Annotated in this window: 21 protein-coding genes and 1 rRNA gene; 20 read left to right on the forward strand and 2 right to left on the reverse strand. The window is 47.8% G+C overall.

Annotated elements, in window-relative coordinates; translation table 11 throughout:
- Positions 1-96: 96 nt before the first annotated feature.
- Entirely contained in the window at positions 97-1,446 is a 1,350-nt protein-coding gene (locus L5M17_RS20145) for an outer membrane protein transport protein (protein WP_263148949.1), read from the forward strand.
- A 193-nt stretch (positions 1,447-1,639) separates the two neighbouring features.
- Entirely contained in the window at positions 1,640-3,124 is a 1,485-nt protein-coding gene (gene glpK / locus L5M17_RS20150; protein WP_263148950.1) for a glycerol kinase GlpK, read from the forward strand.
- 170 nt (positions 3,125-3,294) lie between these two features.
- Here glpK and L5M17_RS20155 read toward each other — a convergent pair whose 3' ends face one another.
- Complete coding sequence (locus L5M17_RS20155) at positions 3,295-3,630, reverse strand: hypothetical protein (protein WP_168826581.1); 336 nt, start codon at positions 3,628-3,630, stop codon at positions 3,295-3,297.
- A 663-nt stretch (positions 3,631-4,293) separates the two neighbouring features.
- Between L5M17_RS20155 and mraZ the strand changes: the two genes are divergently transcribed.
- The 15 genes from mraZ to lpxC all read left to right on the forward strand — a co-directional run bounded on the left by mraZ (position 4,294) and on the right by lpxC (position 21,304).
- Positions 4,294-4,752 (forward strand): division/cell wall cluster transcriptional repressor MraZ, encoded by a 459-nt coding sequence (mraZ, locus tag L5M17_RS20160; protein WP_105251188.1) that lies wholly within the window; start codon positions 4,294-4,296, stop codon positions 4,750-4,752.
- 31 nt (positions 4,753-4,783) lie between these two features.
- Positions 4,784-5,725, forward strand: a complete 942-nt coding sequence (rsmH, locus tag L5M17_RS20165) for a 16S rRNA (cytosine(1402)-N(4))-methyltransferase RsmH (protein ID WP_105251189.1) — start codon at positions 4,784-4,786, stop codon at positions 5,723-5,725.
- 10 nt (positions 5,726-5,735) lie between these two features.
- Complete coding sequence (gene ftsL, locus L5M17_RS20170) at positions 5,736-6,050, forward strand: cell division protein FtsL (protein WP_105251190.1); 315 nt, start codon at positions 5,736-5,738, stop codon at positions 6,048-6,050.
- A 13-nt stretch (positions 6,051-6,063) separates the two neighbouring features.
- Positions 6,064-7,818, forward strand: a complete 1,755-nt coding sequence (locus tag L5M17_RS20175) for a penicillin-binding transpeptidase domain-containing protein (protein ID WP_105251191.1) — start codon at positions 6,064-6,066, stop codon at positions 7,816-7,818.
- The gene (gene murE, locus L5M17_RS20180; RefSeq protein WP_263148951.1) at positions 7,815-9,317 is read left to right on the forward strand and encodes a UDP-N-acetylmuramoyl-L-alanyl-D-glutamate--2,6-diaminopimelate ligase; all 1,503 of its coding nucleotides are present in this window, start codon (positions 7,815-7,817) and stop codon (positions 9,315-9,317) included. The genes L5M17_RS20175 and murE overlap by 4 nt, the downstream gene beginning before the upstream one ends.
- On the forward strand, positions 9,314-10,696 hold the full coding sequence (locus L5M17_RS20185; RefSeq protein ID WP_263148952.1) for a UDP-N-acetylmuramoyl-tripeptide--D-alanyl-D-alanine ligase: 1,383 nt from the start codon (positions 9,314-9,316) through the stop codon (positions 10,694-10,696). Before murE ends, L5M17_RS20185 begins: the two co-directional genes overlap by 4 nt.
- Positions 10,697-11,779: a phospho-N-acetylmuramoyl-pentapeptide-transferase gene (gene mraY / locus L5M17_RS20190; protein WP_006079891.1), complete on the forward strand. Its 1,083-nt coding sequence runs from the start codon at positions 10,697-10,699 to the stop codon at positions 11,777-11,779. It begins immediately after the preceding gene.
- Between the two features lie 6 nt (positions 11,780-11,785).
- Positions 11,786-13,105, forward strand: a complete 1,320-nt coding sequence (gene murD / locus L5M17_RS20195) for a UDP-N-acetylmuramoyl-L-alanine--D-glutamate ligase (RefSeq protein WP_131525724.1) — start codon at positions 11,786-11,788, stop codon at positions 13,103-13,105.
- Positions 13,095-14,306, forward strand: a complete 1,212-nt coding sequence (gene ftsW, locus L5M17_RS20200; protein WP_113941076.1) for a cell division protein FtsW — start codon at positions 13,095-13,097, stop codon at positions 14,304-14,306. The genes murD and ftsW overlap by 11 nt, the downstream gene beginning before the upstream one ends.
- A complete protein-coding gene (murG, locus tag L5M17_RS20205) occupies positions 14,306-15,394 on the forward strand; it encodes an undecaprenyldiphospho-muramoylpentapeptide beta-N-acetylglucosaminyltransferase (RefSeq protein ID WP_113941075.1) in 1,089 nt (362 codons plus the stop codon). Before ftsW ends, murG begins: the two co-directional genes overlap by 1 nt.
- Before the next feature lie 2 nt (positions 15,395-15,396).
- Positions 15,397-16,863 (forward strand): UDP-N-acetylmuramate--L-alanine ligase, encoded by a 1,467-nt coding sequence (gene murC, locus L5M17_RS20210; protein WP_105251197.1) that lies wholly within the window; start codon positions 15,397-15,399, stop codon positions 16,861-16,863.
- Positions 16,864-17,014: 151 nt separating this feature from the next.
- The gene (locus L5M17_RS20215) at positions 17,015-17,764 is read left to right on the forward strand and encodes a cell division protein FtsQ/DivIB (RefSeq protein WP_168826587.1); all 750 of its coding nucleotides are present in this window, start codon (positions 17,015-17,017) and stop codon (positions 17,762-17,764) included.
- Positions 17,745-18,980: a cell division protein FtsA gene (gene ftsA / locus L5M17_RS20220; RefSeq protein WP_006079897.1), complete on the forward strand. Its 1,236-nt coding sequence runs from the start codon at positions 17,745-17,747 to the stop codon at positions 18,978-18,980. The genes L5M17_RS20215 and ftsA overlap by 20 nt, the downstream gene beginning before the upstream one ends.
- Before the next feature lie 33 nt (positions 18,981-19,013).
- The gene (gene ftsZ, locus L5M17_RS20225) at positions 19,014-20,201 is read left to right on the forward strand and encodes a cell division protein FtsZ (RefSeq protein ID WP_106648312.1); all 1,188 of its coding nucleotides are present in this window, start codon (positions 19,014-19,016) and stop codon (positions 20,199-20,201) included.
- Between the two features lie 182 nt (positions 20,202-20,383).
- Positions 20,384-21,304, forward strand: coding sequence for a UDP-3-O-acyl-N-acetylglucosamine deacetylase (gene lpxC, locus L5M17_RS20230; RefSeq protein WP_011845621.1), 921 nt, complete (start codon positions 20,384-20,386; stop codon positions 21,302-21,304).
- 12 nt (positions 21,305-21,316) lie between these two features.
- On the opposite strand, the gene L5M17_RS20235 is transcribed toward lpxC, so the two are convergent.
- The gene (locus tag L5M17_RS20235; protein ID WP_105251200.1) at positions 21,317-21,763 is read right to left on the reverse strand and encodes a DUF721 domain-containing protein; all 447 of its coding nucleotides are present in this window, start codon (positions 21,761-21,763) and stop codon (positions 21,317-21,319) included.
- A 27-nt stretch (positions 21,764-21,790) separates the two neighbouring features.
- On the opposite strand from L5M17_RS20235, the gene L5M17_RS20240 reads away from it, so the two are divergent.
- The 3 genes from L5M17_RS20240 to L5M17_RS20250 form a co-directional block, all read left to right on the forward strand.
- Positions 21,791-22,690, forward strand: coding sequence for a M23 family metallopeptidase (locus L5M17_RS20240; protein WP_105251201.1), 900 nt, complete (start codon positions 21,791-21,793; stop codon positions 22,688-22,690).
- A 60-nt stretch (positions 22,691-22,750) separates the two neighbouring features.
- Positions 22,751-25,438, forward strand: a complete 2,688-nt coding sequence (gene secA / locus L5M17_RS20245) for a preprotein translocase subunit SecA (protein ID WP_263148957.1) — start codon at positions 22,751-22,753, stop codon at positions 25,436-25,438.
- 812 nt (positions 25,439-26,250) lie between these two features.
- Positions 26,251-26,429 (forward strand): 16S ribosomal RNA (locus L5M17_RS20250); the annotation flags it as partial.

Below are 26,429 nucleotides of genomic sequence, written 5' to 3' on the forward strand. Positions count from 1 at the left end.
TTCGCATTCAATCTGGAGTGTTTGCTCTATTTTGCCTGAACGCCGCAGTACTCATTTAAGTAGTACAGATAACAATAATATTATTAGAGAATAACGATGCAAAAACGTCTTCTGACTTTGGCTGTCACTGCAGCCTTGTTAAGTTCAACGACTCAACTCCATGCCGCTGGTTTTCAATTAGCCGAATATTCTGCCACAGGCTTAGGCCGCGCCTTTGCCGGTGAAGCGGCTATGGCGGATAACGCTTCGGCTCAAGCACGTAATCCAGCCATGTTGACCTACCTTGAGGGTCGTCAATTATCAGCGGGTGGCATCTATGTGATGCCAAACGTCGATGTGACTGGCGATGTCAGCCTTAGCTCGGATCCTGTTGTTATGAAAGGTGGCGATGCACTGGATGTGGCCGATGACGCACTGGTACCAAACTTTTACTACTCAAATCAGTTAAATGATCAATGGACATGGGGCCTAGCGGTAAATTCTAACTATGGTCTAGCCACTGAATTACCTGCGACTCACGCCGCGGCTATTTTTGGTAACAAGACTTCAGTTACAACCGTTGAGTTTAATCCAAACATCGCTTATCGCATCAATGATGCAGTTAGCGTCGGTGCTGGTGTGCGTATCGTTTATGGTGAAGGCGAAATTGGTGCGTCATTACCCGGTTGGGTCGATGGTATCAAACCGGCTCTGCCGGCTCCTGTGCAGGCTATGTTGCCTCCTGGTGGCACTGAGCTGAAAAGCATGAAGGGTGATGATGTGGGTTACGGCTGGCAGTTAGGTTCAAGTTGGCAAATTAATCCGGCTCACCGTTTAGGTTTTGCGTATCACAGCGGCGTGCAATTGGACTTAGATGGCCATGCTTCTGGCTTCTTGTATACCGGCGGCCAAGATGTGTCTATCGAAGGGTATTTACCCCTTGAATTACCCGCCTTTGCAGAAATTGCTTCCCATCATCAATTGACCGATAACTGGGCCATGCACGCGAGCGTGAACTGGACCGATTGGAGTGTATTTGATCAGTTGGTGGCTTATTTCCCTGGTGACGTTAAACCCATCGACTTAAAGACTAAATTACCAGTGGGATTTGATGTTGTTAAAGAAGAACACTTTGAAGATAACTGGCGTTTCGCGCTGGGAACCACTTACCAAGTGAATAATGACTGGTTAGTGCGTGCCGGTGTTGCTTTAGACAAAACGGCAGCAAATGACGAGTGGCGCACAACCACAATTCCAGACTCTGATCGTCTGTGGTTCTCTGTGGGTGCAGGTTATCAGGCAACTAAGAATCTGAACGTTGATTTTGCTGTGACTTATATTAAAGCGACTGGCGATGCGCCAATCAACGAACAGCAAAACCTATTGAACCTCGCGACTGTTAATTTTAACGGTGAAGCAAGCGGTGATGTATGGCTTGCGGGTATCCAAATGAGCTACAAGATGTAAGTTCAGTATGTTAAAAAAAGCCCTGAATCTTCAGGGCTTTTTTATGGCTATAGCATGGTGGCGTTATCTTGTTTTACGGCTTGCTTGCTGGTCACGGCGGTAAATTCCGAATATATTCACTGCATAAGTCGGTGGATCATGTTAATTCTCCCTAGCATAAAAAGGCGGCGGAGAGTTCAGATAGGATAGTAGCGTGCAGAAAAAATACGTGGTGGCCTTAGATCAAGGCACGACCAGCTCAAGGGCGATAGTGTTCGATCACGACGCAAATATTGTCAGCGTGTCCCAGCGGGAATTTACCCAGTTGTACCCGAATCCGGGTTGGGTCGAGCATGATCCCATGGAGATTTGGGCAAGCCAAAGTTCAGTGTTAATTGAAGTATTGGCGCGTGCGGGTATTCACAGCGATGAAGTGGCCGCCATTGGCATTACCAATCAGCGGGAAACCACTGTTATATGGGAGAAGGCCACAGGTAAACCTATTTATAACGCGATAGTGTGGCAGTGCCGTCGCAGCGCTGAGATTTGTGAGCAACTTAAAGCTCAAGGGTTAGAAGAATATGTGCGTGAGAATACTGGTTTATTACTCGACCCTTATTTTTCAGGCACTAAGATCAAGTGGATTCTAGATAATGTGCCCAATGCCCGTGAGCAAGCCGAGCGTGGTGAGTTGTTGTTCGGCACTATCGATACTTGGCTCGTGTGGAAGTTAACCGAGGGCAAGGTGCATGTCACCGATCCCACCAATGCTGCCCGCACTTTGCTATTCAATATCCATAGCCTGACTTGGGATAATAAGTTACTCGAAGCCTTAGATATTCCCTTGTCTATGTTGCCTGACGTTAAACCTTCCTGCAGCGTGTATGGTACGACACGGATAGCGGGGGAAGGCAGTGAAATCCAAGTCGCAGGAATGGCGGGCGATCAACAGGCTGCGCTTTTTGGTCAGTTATGTGTCGAGCCCGGCATGGCGAAGAATACCTACGGTACTGGTTGTTTTTTGTTGATGAATACAGGGACAAAAGCGGTGCGCTCAAACCATGGCTTATTGACCACAGTTGCCGTGGGGCCTAAGGGTGAAGTGAACTATGCCCTTGAAGGTTCAGTCTTTATGGGCGGTGCGACCATTCAATGGCTGCGGGATGAACTAGGGCTTATTCGTGACGCCAGTGATACTGAGTACTTTGCCTCTAAGGTCGCCGATACTAATGGCGTGTATCTGGTGCCCGCTTTTGTGGGACTCGGTGCGCCCTATTGGGATCCCAATGCCCGTGGTGCGCTATTTGGTCTGACACGCGGGGCGAATCGTAATCATATTATTCGGGCGGCGTTAGAATCCATCGCTTATCAGAGTAAAGATTTACTCGATGCCATGATCAAAGACAGTGGCGTCAGCCTTAAGCGTTTAAAGGTGGATGGCGGCGCGGTCGCTAATGATTTTTTGATGCAATTTCAAGCCGACATTACCGATGTCGAAGTGTTAAGGCCAAGCGTTTGTGAGACAACCGCTTTAGGTGCGGCATTTTTAGCTGGGTTGGCCGTGGGCTTTTGGGAGAGTGTGATAGAGCTTGAGCACAAAGCCTGCATTGATAAGCATTTTATCCCTAATATCGATGCCCAGACTCGAGTACAGCTATACGCAGGTTGGCAGGACGCGGTGGCCAGAACTCGAACTTAAACAATACGCCTTGAGGCGGCATTGGTTTGAGATAAAACTTAATTTGAGGTATCGCATGATTCGAAATCTGCCTGATTTCAGACATGCTCGATAGTGCTGCTAAAAAGAGGCTAATAAAAAGGCGATAATCCAATGGGATTGCGTTTTTTCCGTTTTATATCAGTACGGATTTATACTTCTACATCAATGATATGTTGGCTCGGTGGCTTTTTGATTTCTGCGGAATCATCGGTCACTTCAAGTACGACACCTTCTTTTAGTTTTAGCGTTTCGGTTTCATCCGATGCACGGCGTTTCTTATTTTTATTGTTATCTGATTCTTTGCGTCTTTCCCTGACTTTAGTATTGCGGCTTTCTAACGCTGGAGGTAACTGCGACTGCGGTGTTTCATGGCTATCGGGGGCATTTGCGCTTGCACTGCTGACTTGGTCAACAACCCGTTTAGGGTGAAACACGGCTTTTACTGGCTGTGCCAGCATGGCATAAATGCTATCCAATCCACTCATAACGCCTCCTTGTTATTACACCTCTTAATATGATATCGGCTGAAGTAGGTCAATATTTAGACTATACGCCGTTTAACTTGTTAAGGCGAATAGGGCGAGCTATTAGGTAGCTAGTGCGGGTATAAGGTGAATGTATAGGGAGAAAGTGGTTCTTTTGGTGGATTTTACGTGGGATTTTTGATCTTTCTCGCAATCGCGACATTAATATTCAGCCATTAGTAAAAAGATGAACGTCTTTATTTGGAATGAAAATTTAGATTTTTATGCTGATTTCAACTCTTTTTTGACTGTCGAATAAGGATGGACGTAAGTTTGTTTTGTTGCGTTTTTGAGTTTGACGTTATTTCTCGACCCGTAAAATCCCACAAATACAGAAATAATTCCCCATTTTTTTCATCGCAAGCACCTGAAAGCAAAAGGTTGCTGAATATATCGGCGCTATTTATTCCTGTTGTTTCCTCTGTTTAGTCAATCTCTAATGGTTTTTCTTGTCAAAAGTTTGTCGCGAGGTTAAGTGCTCAACATGCGGCTAACCCGCTTGCCGACTGGATTTATAAAAGGATCCCATCCCTTGACAATGCTTGTCGACTGTCCCTAAACTTAGCAGTTGTGGGAAATAGTGGATATTTGTGGATCAAAAATCAAAGGATAGGATGAATTAGCGTGTTTCGTGGAGCCAGTGCTATCAACTTAGATACAAAGGGACGGATCGCTATTCCAGTGCGATACCGCGAACCTTTGCAGCTTGAGCACCAAGGCCGCATCGTGATTACCGTCGATATCCAATCCGCCTGTTTACTCTTGTATCCCATTCACGAATGGGAATTGATCGAAGCTAAGTTGTTGAAGCTTTCAGATACTGATAAAACCCAGAGATCTTTAAAACGCCTGTTACTCGGCTACGCCCACGAAGTGGAGCTCGACAGTAATGGGCGCATATTACTGCCGCCACCGTTAAGGCAATATGCCAATTTAGATAAGCGCATCATGCTGGTGGGGCAATTGAATAAATTTGAGCTGTGGGATGAGCAATCTTGGCTGCAGCAAATTGATGAATGTCAGGAAACGATTCGAAGTGAGGATCTCGTTAATAATGAGCGCCTCGCGGATTTTTCACTTTAACGAGTCGTGATAACTAAATAAGAAGAGAGTAATGAGTCAAGAATTTGCCCATTTATCCGTACTGCTAGCAGAAACGGTTGGCGGTTTAAACATCAAAGACGATGGCATCTATATCGATGGCACGTTCGGCCGCGGTGGTCATTCAAGACAAGTATTACAACAACTCGGTGAACATGGTCGATTGATCGCCATCGATCGTGATCCTCAAGCGATTGAAGCGGCCAAACAATTTGCTGACGATCCACGCTTTCAAATCGTGCATGGTGGCTTTGGTCAATTAGCCGATTATGTCGAAGAGCTTGGGCTTGTGGGCAAAATTGATGGCGTATTACTCGATTTAGGTGTGTCTTCACCCCAGCTAGACGATGCTGAACGCGGTTTTAGTTTTTTGCGCGATGGTCCACTCGATATGCGTATGGATAACAGTCAAGGCCAAACGGCTGCGCAATGGTTGGCTCGTGCCGAAATTGAAGATATGGCTTGGGTATTTAAAACCTATGGCGAAGAGAAAAACGCCCGCCATATTGCCCGTTGTATTGCTGCCGATCGTGAGAAAACGCCGTTTTTACGTACCAAAGATTTAGCCGATTTAATTGCGCGTATCACTAAAAATAAAGAACGTAATAAGCACCCTGCGACTCGGGTGTTTCAAGCGATCCGCATTTATATCAATAGTGAATTAGATCAAATTGATCAGGCACTTGAAGGAGCCGTCAATGTGCTCGCTCCCCAAGGACGTTTGTCGGTCATCAGTTTTCATTCTTTAGAAGATCGTATCGTGAAGCGTTTTATTCGTCGTCATAGCCAAGGCGAAAGTGTACCGCACGGTTTTCCGGTGACTGAAGATCAAATTAACAAGTCGCGTAAGTTACGTGCCGTGGGCAAGGCGATTATGCCATCCGACGAAGAAATCGAACGCAATGCCAGAGCTCGCAGCTCAGTGTTACGCATTGCCGAGCGTTTAGATTACTAAGGGGCGCACTGTGAGTAAGCCCTCGATTAATCTGCCACGGATCGTTTTACATGATTTATGGCTGCATAAATGGATCTTGTTATTAGCCTTGCTTGTGCTGAGTAATGCGGTTGCCGTGGTTTATGGCAGCCATGTTAGCCGTCAACTGACAACCCAGTGGGACCAGTTACTGCAGGAGCGAGATAGATTAGATATTGAGTGGCGCAATTTATTATTAGAAGAGCAATCGCAGACTGAGCACAGTCGTATTACGCGTATTGCCTCTAAGGAACTCAACATGAGTCGTCCGTTACCCAGCGAAGAAGTTGTGGTAAAGGTGCCGTGAGTATAGGGAAGATATGACTAGGCAAGCGAAAATCAAACGGGTAAGCAAACCGCAAAAACCTCAATTGATCCACTGGCGTTTATACGTAGTGGTCGGGTTTGTGTGTGCGTTGTTTTGCAGCCTAGTGGGACGCGCAGCTTACATTCAAATTATCGAGCCTGACAAATTACGTCACGAAAGTGACATGCGAACATTGCGGACCACTAGTCGTGAAGTGCAGCGTGGCTTGATCACCGACCGTAATGGCGACATGCTGGCCGTGAGCGTACCTGTACGAGCCGTCTGGGCCGATCCAAAACAAGTCAATGATAGTAATGGTTTTGCCGATATGCGCCGCTGGCAAGCCTTAGCCGATGTGTTGCATGAGCCCCTCGAAGATTTGTTAGAGCGAGTGCGCAGTAACCCCACCAAACGCTTCACCTACTTGAAACGCCAAATTACCCCTGCGGTTGCGGACTATATTACTCAACTTAAATTACCCGGTGTATTTCTAAAGTCTGAATCCCGCCGTTATTATCCTGGCGGTGAAATCACAGCTCAGTTAATCGGCATCACTAACATAGATGATGTTGGGATTGAAGGTGTTGAAAATGCTTACAATAGTTGGTTAACAGGTACGCCTTCCAAACAAAAAGTGCGTAAGTCACGCGATGGTCATGTCGTCGAGCGTCTGGATATAGTGCAGGAAGGTGAGAGCCCTAACGATCTCGTGCTGAGTATCGATCATAGGATCCAACAATTAGCCTATCGCGAACTAAAACGCACCACTGAGATGAACCAAGCGACTTCGGGTTCGATTGTCGTCCTCGACATTCACACGGGTGAAGTCTTGGCAATGGTGAATACGCCTTCGTATAACCCCAATGCGCGCGACAATCTGCAAACCTTCAGAATGCGTAACCGTGCTATGACAGATACCTTTGAGCCGGGTTCGACCATTAAGCCATTTGTGGTTGCCGCAGCGCTTGAAGCTGGCACAGTTAAATCGACCGATATTATTGCCACTTCACCGGGTTGGATGCGTTTAGGTGGTCGCCAAGTACGTGACCCCGCCAACTACGGCGATATGAGTTTGGCGCGTATTTTGGCTAAATCCAGTAACGTCGGCATCAGTAAATTGGCTTTGTCTATTCCGGTGCAGCAACTGCTCGGTACTTATCAATCCATGGGACTTGGCAGTTTTTCGGGAATTAACCTCACGGGTGAAAGCGCTGGCTTGATTCAAGATCGCCACCGTTGGTCAGACTTTGAACGTGCCACCTTGTCGTTTGGTTACGGCTTAACGGCAACAACACTTCAACTTGCGCGCATGTATGCCACCTTAGGCAATGGCGGCACTTTGTTTCCAGTCTCGATAATGAAACTGAAAAAGCCACCTGTCGGTGAGCGAGTCATTTCTGAAAATGTGGCCCACGATGTAATGCAAATGCTGGTCGGTGTAACGGAAAAAGGTGGCACTGGCACCTTAGCGCACATCGACGGTTATCCAGTTGCAGGTAAGTCTGGTACAAGTCGTAAGGCAGTTGCTGGTGGTTATGGTGATGATTATGTTGCTTTATTTGCGGGTGTTGCTCCTGCGAATAATCCTAGATTAGCGATAGTGGTGGTAGTGAATGAGCCTAAGGGCGATCTCTATTATGGTGGTTCAGTGGCGGGGCCTGCATTTGCCAAAGTCATGTCTGGCGCACTGCAAATGTTAAACGTTGAACCCATTACCGATAAAGAACAAGTGCAATTGGCGGGAATCGCCGCTGGGAGAGCAGAATGATGTTATTACGGGATTTGCTAGCGCCTTGGCTACATTATGCTGGCGCGCAGTCCTTCAATGATCTGACCTTAGATAGCCGCGCAATACGTCGCGGCGATGTGTTTTTGGCGCTGCCAGGACATAAGGTCGATGGCAGACAGTTTATTGAAAAAGCTTTAGATTTAGGTGCCGCAGGCGTATTAGTTCACACGGATGATGCTGACCAACATGGCAAAGTGTTGCTGGGCGATAATGCCGAGCACGGTGTGCAGATTTATTTCTTTCAGTTAAGTCGTCAGGTATCGGCAATTGCCGCCCAGCGTTATCCCTTAGCGCACAAGTCTGCCGTTATGCCATCCCTTGGGGTTATCGGCATTACCGGAACTAACGGTAAAACCTCTACGAGTCAACTCATTGCACAACTGGTGACTTCATTGGGGCGCAAAGCCGCCGTCATGGGAACCCTTGGTAATGGTCTCTGGGGGGCTTTAGTCGATAGCGGTAATACCACCGCCGATGCGATTACCTTAATGCGTCAGTTGCATGAGTTTGAAGCCCAAGGCGCGAGTGTCTGCGCCATGGAAGTGTCAAGTCACGGCTTAGTGCAAGGCCGCGTCGACGCAGTACCATTTGATGTTGCCGTGTTCACTAATCTGACACGCGATCACCTCGATTACCACGGCGATATGGAAAGCTATGCCGCCGCTAAACAAAGCCTATTTCGCTTCAGCACTTTAGGTCACGGTTTATTGAATCTCGACGATGCAGTTGGCGCCTCTTGGTTGACTGAGCTTAAGCCTGTGCCTGCGCAGATTTGGGGTTTTAGCATTGAAGGTCATCAAGGTGCGGCTTTTTATACTAAAAATGCCAAGTTTGACGATCAAGGTGTCAGTGCAACCTTAGTGTGGCCCGAGGGCGAGACTCAAATCAACTCGCCACTTCTTGGTGCCTTTAATCTCTCTAATTTACTCGCGGCGTTATCGGCCTTGTATCTGCAAGGTTTTGATATGAAAGCGTTAGCGGAGCAAGTGCAATATTTAACGCCTGTTGCAGGTCGTATGGAGCGTTTTACTACTGCGGATAACATCACCTTAGTGGTCGATTATGCCCATACACCCGATGCGATCGAACAAGCGTTAAACGCGCTACGTCGCCATTGTGCTGGTGATTTATGGTGCGTGTTTGGTTGTGGCGGCGACCGTGATAAGGGCAAGCGTCCTTTGATGGGCCAAGCTGCTGAACAGTTTGCCGACCGCATTATGGTGACCAGCGACAATGCGCGCAGTGAAGACCCCGCGCAAATTATTACCGATATTATCCAAGGGCTTGCAACACCAGAGCAGGCATTGACTCAGGTTAACCGTATCGCAGCAATTAAAGAGGTTGTGGCATTGGCTAAACCTGGCGATGTGATCTTGCTGGCGGGCAAAGGCCACGAAACTTACCAAGAGGCGGCAGGTGTGCGTCATGACTATGATGAACGCGCTCTGGCACGCCAGTTATCGGAGCAATCAAGATGATCCCTCTTTCTCTCGAGACTCTAAGTCAACACTTAGGCGTGCATCGAGTCGGTGACGACGTCACCATCCAAGATTTAAGCAGTGATAGCCGTAAAATCGGCGCTGCAACCCTGTTTGTTGCCTTAAAGGGTGAGCGCTTTGACGGCCATGATTTTGCCGCAACAGCTATTGCGAACGGCGCCGCGGCGTTAATGGTTGAGCGTGAATTAGCTTTTGATGTCCCGCAGCTCATTGTGGCTGATTGTCAAAAGGCCATGGGTGCGATTGGTGCTTATGTTCGTGACCAGATCAATCCGATTTGTGTTGCTTTGACTGGCTCAAACGGCAAAACCAGCGTGAAGGAAATGATCGCGACCATTCTGTCGGCAAAGCATCAAATCCTCTATACCGCTGGCAATTTTAATAATGAGATTGGTGTGCCGCTCACTTTGCTGCGTTTAACGCCAGAGGATGAGTTTGGGATATTCGAGCTCGGCGCTAACCATAAAGGTGAAATCGATTACACCTCGGGACTTGTGCGTCCAAACGTCGCGCTGGTGAATAACGTCGGCAGCGCCCATTTAGAAGGATTTGGATCGCAAGCGGGTGTCGCACAGGCGAAGTCAGAAATTTTTAATCATCTGCAGGCCGATGGCACTGCCATCATCAATGCCGATGATGCCTTCGCTGATTTTATGAGCGTTAAGGCAAGACCTTATAAGCAACTGAGCTTCTCCCAGCAAGATGGTGCCGCTAAACGTCATATCGACGTGATAGCGACAGGCCATAAGACTAATGCGGATGGTTGCTATCGTTTTATGCTCAATTATTTAGGTGAATCTTGCCAAGTGGTATTGCCGTTGGCGGGTCGTCATCAGGTGAGTAATGCACTCGCCGCTGCAAGTGTTTGTATTGCTTTGGGATTGAGTTTGACTGAAATATCTGAAGGCTTGAGCCAATTAACGCCAGTGAAAGGACGTATGCAGCCGAGTCAATTGGGGCGCGTGCGTCTAATCGACGATAGCTATAACGCAAATCCTGTCTCCGTTGGCGCGGCGATCGCTTGGTTAAAGGAAATTTCTGAAAATCGCTGTCTGGTACTGGGAGATTTAGGAGAATTAGGCGACAATGCGCCCCTTTTACACGCTGAACTAGGGCAACTGGCCAAGCAACAGGGGATTGATGCCTTGTTTTGTACCGGAACTTTAAGTCAGCACACGAGCCAAGCTTTCGGTGCGGAGCACTATGACAGTGTGGCGACGTTAGTAGAAAAACTTATAAAGCATATAAACCAGTTGCCGGGACAGGTAACGGTTCTCGTTAAAGGTTCACGTAGCGCCGCCATGGAGCGGGTCGTGGATGGCCTAACAGTAGCCTTCGGGCGTGGGGAGTTAGTGTAAATGCTGGTATATCTGGCCGAGTATTTAACCCGTTTTCATACCGGGTTTAACGTGTTTTCCTATGTGACATTTCGAGCCATTTTAGGCTTATTGACCGCATTGGTTTTTAGCTTATGGTTTGGCCCTAAACTGATTGAACGTTTGCAATTACTGCAAATTGGTCAGGTTGTGCGTAACGATGGTCCAGAATCACATTTTAGTAAGCGTGGCACGCCGACTATGGGTGGCTTGCTGATATTGGCTGCTATTTTCATCAGCGTGTTGCTGTGGGGCGATCTCGGTAGCCGCTATGTGTGGGTCATGCTGTTTGTGCTCGGCAGTTTCGGTTTGATCGGTTTTATCGACGATTATCGCAAAGTGGTACGTAAAGACACTAAAGGCTTGATCGCGCGCTGGAAGTACATTCTGCAATCTTTGGCTGCGCTGCTTATTGCTTTTTTCCTGTATGCCACAGCGGCCAATCCAGGCGAAACCCAATTAGTGGTGCCTTTCTTTAAAGACGTGATGCCGCAACTCGGCGCCGTATTTATCGTATTGGCGTATTTCACTATTGTGGGTTCGAGCAATGCGGTGAACTTAACCGACGGCCTCGACGGTTTGGCGATTATGCCGACGGTAATGGTCGCGGCGGCGTTTGCGTTGATTGCTTATTTGTCGGGTCACGCTCAGTTTGCGAATTACTTACATATCCCGCATTTACCCGGTTCGGGTGAGTTAGTGATCGTCTGTACCGCCATTGTCGGTGCGGGTCTGGGCTTTTTGTGGTTCAACACTTACCCTGCGCAAGTCTTCATGGGCGATGTGGGTTCACTGTCATTAGGTGCTGCACTTGGCACGATTGCAGTGCTCGTTCGCCAAGAGATTTTGTTAGTGATTATGGGCGGCGTGTTCGTGATGGAAACCCTGTCAGTGATTCTGCAGGTGGGTTCGTACAAGTTACGCGGCCAGCGTATTTTCCGCATGGCGCCGATCCACCATCACTATGAGTTAAAAGGTTGGCCTGAACCTCGAGTGATAGTGCGTTTTTGGATTATCTCGATATTCCTCGTCTTACTTGGCTTAGCCACGTTGAAGTTAAGGTAATTGCTTATGCAAAATCAGTATTCACACATAGTGTTAGGTTTAGGGGCAACGGGCTTGTCCGTGGTGCGCTATTTGTGTGGAAAGGGCATTACGCCATTGGTGATGGACAGTCGTCGGCAGCCTCCGGGTGCTGAAACGTTAGCAACGTCTTTTCCTGATGTGAAGCTGATTTCTGGCGGATTCGATTGCCGTTATCTTGTGCAAGCGACGCAGATCATTATTAGTCCCGGCATTGCTACTTATACCCCAGAGGTGCGTGCCGCTGTGGATATGGGCATTGAGGTGATTGGCGATGTGGAGCTATTTGCCCGTGAGATTGCTGACCGTAAACCTTGTGTGATTGGTATTACTGGCTCTAACGGAAAATCGACTGTCACTACGCTTGTGGGCGAAATGGCAAGGGAAGCGGGTATCGCCGTTGCCGTTGGTGGGAATATTGGTGTGCCTGCGCTGGATCTACTGCATGAAAATGCCGACTTATTTGTGCTTGAGTTGTCGAGCTTTCAATTGGAAACCACCCACAGTCTTAAGTGTGTGGTGGCGACCTGTTTGAATATCAGCGAAGACCACATGGACAGATACAGCGACATTGATGCCTACCGCGAGGCTAAATTACGCTTATACAAACAAACCCGTGCCGTACTCTTTAATCGTGACGATAAACTGACCGTACCGCCAGAACCAATGAACCAAAATAGTTTTGGTTTAGCTGCGCCAGAAGCGGACGAATGGGGCATCAGCGACAGCAAGATTTATCACGGCAGCAGCGAAATAATGCCGATCACTGAAGTCTCGCTGATTGGCAGTCATAACCATGCCAACCTACTTGCGGCGATGGCGCTTGTGGATGTCGTGGGTGTCGATAAGCACGTTATGGCAAAAGTGGCGCGTACTTTTACTGGCTTATCCCATCGCTGTGAAGTGGTTGGTGTTAAGAATGGCGTGACCTATGTCAATGACTCTAAAGCGACAAATGTCGGTGCCACAGTCGCCGCGCTCGATGGCTTGAGTGACCACTTAGGCGATATTATTTTGATTGCTGGCGGTGACGGTAAAGGGGCTGATTTTAAGCCTTTAGCTGTGGCTTTAGCTAAAGTGACACACCTCATCACCTTAGGCCGCGATGGTAAAAAGATTGCTGCATTGAAAGACGGCTCGATAAGAGTCGACACTATGGCTGCTGCGGTAGCGAAAGCCGCTGAATTGGCAACCTCTGGTGATATCGTTTTATTATCGCCAGCCTGCGCCAGTTTAGATATGTACAGTAACTTCATGGCTCGAGGTGATGATTTTAGAAACCTTGTGGGACAACTTAATGGCGAGTGATGCAAGACAACTTAGCCTATTTGGGCGTTTGCGTTTAGCAATACCCAATTGGCAACGTGATACCGAAGTCCCGGGCGTGCAATTGTACGACCGTGCTTTGCTCGCGGCTGTGTTGTCTTTGATTAGCTTCGGCTTTGTAATGGTGATGTCAGCCTCTATGCCTGAAGCGCAAACGCTCACGGGGAACCCATTTTATTTTATGACTCGCCATGTGGGTTATTTAGTGGGTTGCTTATTCATTGCGGCATTTGTGCTAAGAGTAGAGATGCAGACTTGGCAGCGCTGGAGCCCCATGTTGTTGTTGATTGTGGGTTTGATGTTGTTGGCTGTATTGGTGGTTGGCACTACGGTAAACGGTGCAACGCGTTGGTTATCCATAGGCCCTATTCGTATCCAGGTGGCGGAAGTCGCTAAATTTGCCTTCGCCATCTATATGGCGGGTTACTTAGTGAGGCGTCATCAGGAAGTGCGCGAGAATGCTAAAGGCTTCTATAAGCCGATTGCAGTATTTGCGATTTACGCTGTGCTGATTTTGATGCAGCCCGACTTAGGTACTGTGGTGGTGCTATTTGTTGGAACGGTTGGTTTATTGTTCTTAGCCGGTGCGCGTTTACTCGATTTCTTTGCCTTGATTTTTGCGGGCGTATTGGCGTTCGTGGCCCTAGTACTATTGGAACCGTATCGTATCCGCCGAGTGACCTCCTTTATGGATCCTTGGCAAGATCCCTTCGGTAGCGGTTACCAGTTGACTCAATCTTTGATGGCCTATGGTCGAGGTGATTGGTTTGGCCAAGGGCTCGGAAATAGTATTCAAAAATTAGAATATTTACCCGAAGCGCACACAGACTTTATCTTTGCCGTGATCGGGGAAGAATTGGGCTTTATCGGCATTATCGCTGTGTTATCTGTGCTGCTATTTGTGGCGCTGAGATCGATTCGTTTAGGTAATTTGTGTTTAGCCATGGATAAGCCATTTGAAGGTTATTTAGGTTATGCCATCGGAATTTGGATTTGTTTCCAGACTGTGGTGAATGTCGGCGCGAGTATCGGCATGTTGCCAACCAAAGGGCTGACATTACCTTTTATCAGTTACGGTGGTAGTAGTTTATGGGTCATGACTGCGGCAGCTATGATGTTGTTGCGCATTGATTACGAGCGGCGCATGACATTAGTTCAGGCCGTGCAAGGGAGATTGAAGTGATGACTCCAATAGGAAAACGTATTTTAGTCATGGCGGGTGGTACGGGAGGACATGTGTTCCCGGCACTGGCGGTGGCTAAGTATTTAGCTCAACAGGGTTGGCAAGTGCGTTGGTTAGGCACGGCAGATCGTATGGAGGCGCGTTTAGTGCCCCAGTATGGATTTGATATTGATTTCATTGATATCAAAGGTGTGCGCGGTAATGGTTTGATCAGAAAACTCGCGGCGCCCTTTAAAGTGGTGCGTTCAATATTGCAGGCTAAGGCCGTGATTGCTGAGTTTAAACCCGATGTGGTCCTTGGCATGGGCGGATTCGCCAGTGGCCCAGGTGGTGTTGCGGCAAGATTAGCCGGTATTCCACTGGTGCTGCATGAACAAAATGCTATCCCAGGGATGACAAACAAGTTGTTGTCGCGGATTGCGACGCAAGTGTTATGCGCTTTTAAAAATACCTTTACCACAGTGAAGGCCAAGGTCGTTGGTAATCCGATTCGCCAAGAACTGATTGCCTTAGGTGCAGAACCTAAGCATGAGGCTGATGAAGCCTTAAAAGTGCTCGTGGTCGGTGGCAGCCTTGGCGCCAAAGTATTTAACGATCTTATGCCAGAAGCTGTCGCGATACTGAGTCAGCAGCAGTCAGTGACGGTTTGGCATCAAGTGGGTAAAGATAATCTTACGGGCGTGAAGGCGGCATATCAGCAACAAGGACAAGATGGTGGCGTGAATATCGCTGAGTTTATCGACGATATGGAAGCCGCCTATCGCTGGGCTGATGTGGTATTGTGCCGAGCTGGCGCCTTGACTGTGTCTGAGTTAGCGGCGGTGGGGCTACCGAGTATTCTGGTACCTTATCCCCATGCAGTGGATGATCATCAAACCCGTAACGCTCAAGTATTGGTTGAGGCTGGCGCAGCTTTCCTATTGCCACAGGCCATCTTGGACGTGAATAAACTGGCGAACAAATTACAGTTGCTCGCCAATGACAGAACAGAATTAGCCCGTATGGGCCAAAGAGCGAGAGACGTTGCGGTACTGGATGCGACTGAACAAGTTGCCGCAGTGTGCATCAGCCTTGCTGAGAAAGGATAAGCATGACTAAGACAGAAAGATACGCACAACTGAGAAGCATGATCCCAGAAATGCGCCGTATTAAGCGTATTCACTTCGTCGGCATTGGCGGCGCGGGCATGGGCGGGATCGCCGAAGTGTTAGTGAACGAAGGCTATCAGGTGAGTGGTTCGGATATTGCGCAAAATGCCGTGACTGACAGATTGTGTTTACTCGGAGCCAAGATCCAAATTGGTCATGCCGCTGAAAACGTGCAGCAAGTGGATGTGGTCGTCATATCAACCGCGATTAATCTGGAAAATCCAGAAATCCTTGCCGCTAAAGAATTACGTATTCCTATTGTGCGTCGTGCTGAGATGTTAGCCGAGTTGATGCGTTATCGACATGGTGTGGCGATTGCGGGCACCCATGGTAAAACCACGACAACGAGCCTTATCGCCAGCGTTTATGGTCAAGCTGGGCGGGACCCAACCTTTGTGATTGGTGGCTTGCTCAACAGTGCCGGTACCAATGCCAGATTAGGCACCAGCCGTTATTTGATTGCCGAAGCCGATGAGAGTGATGCGAGCTTCTTGCATTTGCAGCCTATGGTCAGTGTGGTGACCAACATCGAAGCTGATCATATGGATACTTATGGCGGTGATTTTGAAAAACTGAAATCGACTTTTGTGGATTTTCTGCACAACTTGCCGTTCTACGGTGTGGCTGTGGTGTGTATCGATGATGCCGTCGTGCGTGAGATTCTGCCGCGTATTGGCCGTAAACACGTGACCTATGGTTTCAGTGACGATGCGGACGTGCAAGCACTTAATTTTAGCCAGCAAGGTCATCAGTGCCGTTTTACTGTTAGACGTAAAGCTAAAGAAGATCTCGATCTGGTGTTGAATTTACCGGGCCAACATAATGTGCTCAATGCGTTAGCTGCCATTGCGGTGGCGACTGAAGATGAAATCGACGATAACGCTATTACTCAGGCTTTAGTGGAGTTCCAAGGTATAGGGCGTCGTTTCCAGCATTTAGGCAAATTTGCCACGCCGAAGGGCGAAGTCATGTTAGTGGATGATTATGGTCATCATCCCAGCGAAGTTGCGGCGACCATTAAAGCTGCGCGCGCAGGATGGCCTGATAGACGTTTGGTCATGGCGTATCAGCCGCACAGATACACTCGTACCCGTGATTTGTATGAGGATTTTGTGGAAGTGTTATCACAAGTGGATTGCTTATTGTTACTCGATATTTATAGTGCGGGTGAAGCGCCGATCACAGGTGCGGATGGTCGCGCATTATGTCGTTCAATTCGCTTGCGTGGTCAGCTAGATCCGATCTTTATCGCAAGCCCAGATCTGCTTGCAGAAGTGTTGCCCGATGTATTGCAGGACGGGGATTTATTACTCACCCAAGGTGCGGGTAATATTGGCGCCCTGTCACGACAGTTAGCGTCGTCTGGATTAGGGTTTGCTGTGGTGGAATTACCTGCGCAAGCAAGCTGATCTTTAGCGCTTGATCTGCGAGAAAAAGGAAATTTTGACCAAAGGATTTTGGTCTATATAATGGCCGGTTTTCTGTGGTTTTTAATGGGTGTCGTTAAAGGTGGGATGAAGCGTGTCTTGGAGTGATAAGAGGCGGCACTGGCGGGCAAGAATGTCACGGTTTAATTGGTATCAATGGAGCGGGGCTGGCTTTTTATTTTTCATCGTAGCCAGTTTTGTATTTGGTGGCTATCAGTTACATAAATTTTTGAATGATGCCAGCAACTTGCCGATTGAGGCCGTTGCCATCAAAGGTGAGCGGGTTTACACCACAGATAAAGATATACAAGTAGCACTACAGCATTTAATGCAGCGCAGTTTTTTTAGTGCTGACATTACCTTAGTGCAGCAGGCGTTAGAAGCTTTACCTTGGGTGTATCGCGCATCGGTAAGGCGTGAGTGGCCAGCGAAACTCAGGGTGTATTTGCAAGAGCAACAACCCGCAGCCCATTGGAATGGTGACTTGTGGTTGAACGTGCATGGAGAAGTATTCGAAGCGCCATCGCACCCAGAGCTTGAGCATTTACCGCAGTTATCTGGACCAAATGATATGGGCCTTGAGGTGTTGACTGTCTATGCACAGATCAACTCCCTACTAAAGATTAACGGCTTTACCTTAGCCAGTTTGAATTTAACGCCACGACATGCGTGGCACGCGACCCTTGGAAACGGTATCGTTTTAGATTTGGGTCGAGAAGATAAAATTGCACGGATACAACGATTTATTACTGTTTATCCGGTTTTGGCGAAACAAGAGAAATCCGTTGCCAGAGTAGATTTACGCTACGACACAGGGTTGGCCGTAGGCTGGGGCGATGCACAAACAAGAGAGCCGATAATTAATGATCAAAAACCAAGATAGAAACCTTATCGTCGGATTGGACATAGGAACCTCTAAGGTCGCAGTGATCATAGGCGAAGTTCTGCCCGATGGCGAAATTAGCATAGTCGGCCTTGGTAACCATCCCTCAAGGGGAATGGATAAAGGTGGCGTGAACGATTTAGATTCGATAGTTCGCAGTGTGCAACGTGCGCTCGATCAAGCGGAATTAATGGCGGATTGCCAAGTGTCATCGGTTTACTTGAGTATTTCGGGTAAACACATCGCCTGCCAAAATGAAAACGGCATGGTATCGATCAACGATGAAGAAGTGACACAGGAAGATGTTGATAACGTGATCCATACGGCTCGCTCGGTGAAGATCCCGACCGAACGTCGCATTTTACACGTGCTGCCGCAGGAATATGCAATCGACGTTCAAGACGGTATTCGCAGCCCAATCGGTATGTCCGGTATGCGTATGGAGGCCAAGGTACACATAGTGACCTGCGCCAATGATATGGCGAAGAATATTACTAAGAGCGTTGAGCGGTGTGGCCTTAAGGTTGACGACTTAGTGTTCTCTGGGATTGCCTCAGCCGATGCTGTGTTGACCTTCGATGAGAAAGATTTAGGTGTGTGTATCGTCGATATCGGCGGTGGCACTACGGATATCGCGGTATATACCAATGGCGCCTTGCGTCATTGTGCGGTTGTACCGGTTGCAGGTAACCAAGTGACGAACGACATTGCGAAGATTTTCCGCACGCCGTCGTCACATGCTGAACAAATTAAAGTGCAATTCGCCTGTGCACGCAGCTCTATGGTGAGCCGCGAAGACAGTATCGAAGTGCCATCGGTAGGTGGTCGTCCATCGCGTAGCATGTCACGTCACACGCTCGCCGAAGTGGTAGAACCAAGATACCAAGAGCTGTTTGAGTTAGTACTTAAAGAGTTGAAAGATAGTGGATTAGAAGATCAAATCGCCGCAGGTATTGTGCTCACTGGTGGCACAGCGTCGATTCAAGGTGTGGTCGATATCGCGGAAGCGACGTTCGGCATGCCAGTTCGCGTAGCGTCACCGCTACCGATCAAAGGTTTATATGAATACGTGGACCAGTCTATTTACTCCACAGGAGTCGGACTGCTTCATTACGGCGCACGACGGGTGATCGAACGTCAGTTCGAACGTCCTGAGCGCCAAGGGGTAACTAGCGCTTGGAATCGGGTCCAAAGCTGGTTTAAGGGCGAATTTTAATTTTCATAACGCAGGCAACACGGAGATCAGACAATGTTTGAGATCATGGATACTCACTCAGACGACGCGGTGATTAAAGTCATCGGCGTTGGCGGCGGCGGCGGTAACGCTGTCGAACATATGGTCAAACACAACATTGAAGGTGTTGAGTTTATCGTTACCAATACAGACGCTCAGGCCCTGAGAAAATCAGGCGCTGGCTCAACAATTCAATTAGGACGCGATGTCACTAAAGGTCTTGGAGCAGGGGCAAACCCAGATGTGGGTCGTGCTGCAGCTGAAGAAGACCGCGAAAACATTCGCGCGGCAATCAAAGGTTCTGACATGATCTTTATCGCTGCCGGTATGGGCGGTGGTACAGGTACAGGTGCTGCACCTGTTGTGGCTCAAATCGCACGCGAAGAAGGTATTCTCACCGTTGCGGTTGTGACTAAGCCTTTCCCATTTGAAGGGAAAAAACGTATGGCTTACGCTGAGCAAGGTATTGCTGAGCTGGCTAAGCACGTGGATTCGTTAATCACGATCCCGAACGAAAAATTATTAAAAGTATTGGGCCGTGGTACTTCTTTACTCGATGCGTTCGCCGCAGCGAATAACGTGTTACTTGGTGCGGTACAAGGTATTGCCGAGCTTATCACTCGTCCTGGTCTGATTAACGTCGACTTTGCCGACGTGAAGACTGTGATGTCTGAAATGGGTAATGCCATGATGGGTACTGGCGTCGCTCGCGGTGAAGACCGCGCTGAAGAAGCGGCCGAAGCTGCTGTTGCCAGCCCATTATTAGAAGACATCGACTTAGCCGGTGCGCGTGGTGTGTTAGTTAACATTACTGCGGGTATGGATATGAGTATCGAAGAATTCGAAACTGTCGGTAATCATGTTAAGGCTTATGCCTCTGACAACGCGACTGTGGTTGTTGGCGCTGTCATCGACCCTGAAATGAGTGATGAGCTGCGTGTAACCGTTGTTGCTACTGGTATCGGTGCTGAAAAGCGTCCTGATATCCAATTGGTTTCTAAACCTGCACCTCGTCCAGAGCCTGTAGTTGTTGAACCAAAAGTCGAAGCCTATGTCGAAGAAGCTGCACATGTGAACTATGCAGCGCCAAAAGGCAACGTGTTGCCAGCGGCTCCGCAGCCAGCTCCTACGCCTGCACCATCGACAAAGCATGAATTGGATTATCTTGATATTCCAGCATTTTTGCGTAAGCAAGCCGACTAGCGAGAGCGTTTGAGTCCAGCGTAATATGTGAGGTGTTGTTCGTTTTGGGCAATACCACAACATAGCTGCATTTGTGTGACATAATAAAGTTATGTTATTATGTTGGACCAGTGCGGCTCGATTTACCGACGCTGAGTGTACAAATATTAGGCTTTATAATTGGCACATAAACGGGTAACTGAATGATATTTCAACGAACTGTTCAGAAAATGGTGAAAACAACTGGTGTCGGATTGCATTCTGGCAACAAGGTCACTTTGAGCATTATGCCCGCGCCCGTTAATTCAGGGATCGTACTCGTGCGCACCGATTTGAGTCCTGCCGTCGCCATTCCAGCGAAGGCGGAGCAAGTTCGTGAAACCACTATGTGTACGGCACTTGTCAATGACGAAGGTATTCGTATCTCGACCATTGAGCATTTATTTGCAGCTCTTGCGGGTTTAGGCATAGATAACGCTGTAATCGAAGTGGACGCGCCTGAAATTCCTATTATGGATGGCAGTGCAAGCCCATTCGTCTTCTTGTTGCAGTCTGCGGGTATTAAAGAGCAGGCCGCCCCTAAGAAGTACTTAAAGATTAAGCGCCCTGTGCGCGTTGAAGATGGCGATAAATGGGCCGAGTTAAAACCGTTTAAAGGTTTTAGAGTCAATTTTAAAATTGATTTTGCGCACCCAGAAATCGCTCGTAGCCAACAGCATGTGGTGATGGACTTTTCAACTTCTGCTTTCGTGAAAGATATCAGCCGCGCCCGTACTTTTGGGTTTATGCGTGATATCGAATATTTGCGAGCCAACAACCTAGCGTTGGGCGGCAGCATGGAAAACGCTGTTGTACTTGATGAATATCGCGTCCTTAATCCCGACGGCCTGCGTTATGAGGACGAATTTGTTAAGCACAAAATTCTAGATGCGTTTGGTGATTTATATGTGGCTGGGCACGCTATTTTAGGTGAGTTCACTGCGTATAAAACCGGTCATGCGTTGAACAACCAATTGGTGCGTGCTTTACTCGCGCAACAAGATGCGTGGGAGTTGGTCAGCTTCGAAAAAGAAGCCGATGTTCCCGTCAGCTTTACTGTACCAGGTGGCGCTGTATTTGCTTAAAAAGCGGTAAGATTATTTATTACGGCTGGCCAATGAGGCCAGCCGTTTTAGTTTTTCACCCAGTGAACCGCCAATATTTTCCGCTAATGCTGCAATGTGCTCCGCTGCTGCTGGGCTTAATTCTTTATGTCCCTGTTTAGGCTTTGCGTCATACATTGCTAATCTCGGGTTGACTTTAACTTCAATTGCGGTAAGGATTGGGAGCGTTTCTGCTTGAAGCTGGATTAATAGCTTCGGCTTTTGGAAATTAATTCGCGCAGCCCAGGCTGCCGAAGTGGTTTCAACCACAAGAACACCCTGGCGGAAATTAGCGACTTTTAGTTGCTCCGCAACAGGACCTGCAATAATCTGCTTCACATGCTGATCCAGATACATAAGTAGTTCCGCTTTCTCAGCAAGGTCGGGTAATTTTCCCGATTGATGCAGTAATTGGCTGAGATCTTGAGGGGGCTTTTTCATATGATAATAAGATGGCTGAATTAGGCTATGAGTGTAACAGTATTTATTCAAGGTCGGAATGGCGTCACACGCTGGCAGCCCAGTAAACGCTGGTTGCTACTTCCAATACTATTGTTGGCCACTGGGTCCGGTATTTATCAACACAACTCCGCTCGATTTCAAGATCAGCAAGCCAGTGTCGATAACGATCGTCTCGTGCGCGAACAACAAAAGAAACAAGTCTTAGAGCTTAAAAGTGCTACTGAGTCTCAACTGGCTATGCTTGTGACTCATGTTGCACGTATGCAAGCCAAGATCACCCGTCTCGAAGCTTTAGGTCAACAGGTCGCCCAGCAGAATAAGTTGGATGAAGATTTTGATTTTTCATCCGAGGTTGGTGTGGGTGGTTTGAGCGAACTAGGCACTAACATCGAGCTCGGACAGCTTATCGACGATATGGATAAGTTGGCATCACGAATTGACAATAATAATGTTCAGCTTTCACTACTTGAAACAGTGTCATCTAACCACCATATAGATGATGAACGTTATATATCAGGTATCCCGCTCGATAAAGGTTGGTTATCGTCGCCCTACGGATTACGTAATGACCCTTTCAACGGTCGCAGGTCTGTGCATAAGGGGATTGATTTTACCGGTCGAGAAGGAGCTAAAGTTGTTGCGACTGCTGCAGGCGTGGTGACTTTTGCTGGAAATATGTTCGGTTATGGCGAATTGGTTGAAATCGACCATGGTAACGGTTTGCATACGCGTTATGGCCATAATAAAGCTTTGTCAGTGACTGTAGGTGATGTGGTCGCAAAAGGCGATGCTATCGCCAGTATGGGAAGCACTGGGCGCTCAACTGGGGCTCATGTGCATTATGAAGTGTTGCGCGGCGGACAGCAGATAGATCCACAAAAGTTTGTCTACCGCAAAGCAAGTTAATTGAAACATTGGCTTCTAGTTTCCATCATGGACTTGGCCTACAGAGAATAAGTGATTCAGATGTTTGGTAAATTACTGACAAAAGTATTTGGTAGTCGCAACGACCGCACCCTTAAAGGGCTTCAAAAGATCGTTATTAGCATTAACGCATTAGAAGCTGATTATGAAAAATTAACCGATGAAGCATTAAAGGCGAAAACCGCAGAGTTTCGTGAGCGTTTAGCTGCTGGAGCTGCATTAGATAGCATCATGGCTGAAGCCTTTGCTACAGTGCGTGAAGCGTCTAAGCGTGTATTTGATATGCGTCATTTCGACGTACAGTTACTCGGCGGTATGGTACTCGACAGCAACCGTATTGCTGAAATGCGTACGGGTGAAGGTAAAACCTTAACGGCAACCTTACCCGCTTACTTAAACGCATTGACAGGCAAAGGCGTCCACGTGATTACAGTGAACGATTACTTGGCACGTCGTGATGCTGAGAATAACCGCCCACTGTTTGAGTTCCTTGGTTTAACCGTAGGAATCAACGTCGCAGGTATTGGCCAACATGAGAAGAAATCGGCCTATAACGCCGATATCACTTACGGGACCAACAACGAGTTTGGTTTCGATTATCTGCGCGATAACATGGCGTTTTCACCGCAAGAACGGGTTCAACGTCCGTTGCACTACGCCCTAATCGATGAAGTGGATTCAATCTTAATCGACGAAGCGCGTACGCCGCTGATCATTTCTGGCGCTGCCGAAGATAGCTCTGAGCTATACATCAAGATCAACACCCTGATCCCCAATCTTATCCGTCAAGATAAAGAAGATACGGAAGAGTTTGTGGGTGAGGGCGACTACAGCATCGATGAAAAAGGCAAACAAGTGCATTTCACCGAGCGTGGCCAAGAGAAAGTAGAAAATCTGCTGATCGAGCGCGGCATGTTAGCTGAAGGCGATTCACTCTATTCTGCTGCAAATATTTCCCTATTACACCACGTCAACGCGGCGCTTCGTGCGCACACGCTGTTTGAGCGTGATGTGGATTACATAGTACAAGACAACGAAGTCATCATAGTCGATGAACACACGGGTCGTACTATGCCAGGTCGTCGTTGGTCAGAAGGCTTACATCAAGCTGTCGAAGCCAAAGAAGGTGTACACATTCAAAACGAAAACCAAACATTGGCTTCGATCACTTTCCAGAACTACTTCCGTCAATACGAGAAGCTGGCAGGTATGACAGGTACAGCTGACACTGAAGCGTTTGAATTCCAACACATCTATGGATTAGACACAGTCGTTGTGCCGACTAACCGTCCAATGGTGCGTAAGGATATGGCGGATTTAGTTTATTTAGATTGCCGTGAACGTGGTCAGCCAGTATTGGTGGGTACAGTATCAATCGAACAGTCTGAACTGTTAGCGCGCTTAATGGTGCAGGAAAAGATCCCGCACGAAGTTTTAAATGCTAAATTCCACGAACGAGAAGCTGAAATCGTCGCGCAAGCTGGCCGTACTGGCTCTGTGACTATTGCGACGAACATGGCAGGTCGTGGTACCGATATCGTGCTTGGCGGCAACTGGAACATGGAAATCGATGAACTCGATAATCCAACAGCAGAGCAAAAAGCTAAGATCAAAGCCGATTGGCAAATTCGTCATGATGAAGTCGTTGCTGCGGGTGGTTTACATATCCTAGGTACAGAACGTCACGAATCACGCCGTATCGATAACCAGTTACGTGGTCGTGCGGGTCGTCAAGGTGACGCGGGTTCATCACGCTTCTATCTATCGATGGAAGATAGCTTAATGCGTATCTTCGCCTCGGATCGTGTCTCTGGCATGATGAAAAAGCTGGGAATGGAAGAAGGCGAAGCGATCGAGCATCCATGGGTGTCTCGCGCAATCGAAAACGCTCAACGTAAAGTTGAAGCCCGTAACTTCGATATCCGTAAGCAATTACTCGAATTTGATGACGTCGCTAACGATCAACGCCAAGTGGTTTACGCCCAGCGCAACGAGTTGATGGATGCGGAAAGTATTGAAGATACTATCCAAAACATCCAAGACGATGTGATTGGCGCGGTAATCGATCAGTATATTCCACCGCAATCAGTAGAAGAGCTGTGGGATATCCCAGGTTTAGAGCAACGTCTACATCAAGAATTTATGCTCAAATTACCTATCCAAGAATGGTTAGATAAAGAAGACGATCTGCATGAAGAGAGTCTACGTGAGCGTATTATCACTGCTTGGGGCGATGCGTATAAGGCAAAAGAAGAAATGGTTGGCGCACAAGTGCTACGCCAGTTCGAGAAAGCCGTTATGCTGCAAACGCTCGATGGTCTGTGGAAAGAACACTTAGCGGCGATGGATCATCTGCGCCAAGGTATCCACTTACGTGGTTACGCGCAGAAGAATCCAAAGCAAGAATATAAGCGTGAGTCGTTTGAGTTATTCCAACAACTGCTGAACACCTTGAAACATGACGTCATCAGTGTGCTGTCGAAAGTACAAGTGCAAGCTCAGTCAGATGTGGAAGAAATGGAAGCGCGTCGTCGTGAAGAAGATGCCAAGATCCAGCGCGACTATCAACACGCAGCGGCAGAGTCGCTTGTTGGTGGTGGTGATGATGAGCATGAAGCTGTCACTGCGCAAGCACCGATGATCCGTGATGGTGACAAAGTGGGTCGTAACGATCCTTGTCCTTGTGGCTCTGGCCGTAAGTACAAACAATGTCACGGCAAGTTAAGTTAATCTGCTGACAGATTAGCCTACTGAATAAGTAGAATAGAACGCACACTAAAGGCAACTTATCTAAGTTGCCTTTTTATTTCCTCTTTAATAAGCCTAGCGCTTACTCTCGTGTCATCCGGATTACATTCTTACTCTTCTTTATATAGCTAATCGTCGTTATTCCCCATTGAACATCATTTCATTCTTATCGATAGCCATTAAAGCAAAGCCATCGCTGTAGCAAATTTAACCGTTAAAACCCATTTTGTGGATAAGTCTGAGGATAAAGTGGGGGTATTGTGTGACTAACTGAAAGTATTAAAAAAAGATCCATTTTTCTCAAAAAAGCCCTTGCGGACTTTCTCAATCTCCCTATAATGCGCATCCACTGACAGGGCAGACAGCGTAACGCAAGTTAAGCAAAGAAAGCCAAGCAGTTCATCGGTTAGCGAGCTAAACGATGAGTGTTGAGAAAGTTGAAAAAACTACTTGACGCACTAACGGGAATGCGTAAAATACGCAGCCCTGACCCGCTGAAAACTCAGTGTGTGGTCAACGCTCTTTAACAATTTATCAAGCAAATCTGTGTGGACACTCACAGGTGTTGAGTTAATCGAAACTGCTCGCCCTTAGCATTAGCTTAGGGTTGGCAGTCAAAAATTTAAATCAATGTTTTCAAGTCATTCTCCTCAGCGAGAAGCGTGACTGAGTGTTCATAGTAATATGTACATACAGTAATGTATGGATTGAAACGCGATGCTTTTTAGTGAGCAAAGCGAATCAAAACAGTAGAATTCATTGAGCCGTTTGACGTCAGTCAAACAACAAAACTTTAATTGAAGAGTTTGATCATGGCTCAGATTGAACGCTGGCGGCAGGCCTAACACATGCAAGTCGAGCGGCAGCACAAGGGAGTTTACTTCTGAGGTGGCGAGCGGCGGACGGGTGAGTAATGCCTAGGGATCTGCCCAGTCGAGGGGGATAACAGTTGGAAACGACTGCTAATACCGCA

Origin of the sequence: Shewanella sp. SW24, from assembly GCF_025653395.1 — a bacterium.
Taxonomy (GTDB): Bacteria; Pseudomonadota; Gammaproteobacteria; order Enterobacterales; family Shewanellaceae; genus Shewanella; species Shewanella oncorhynchi.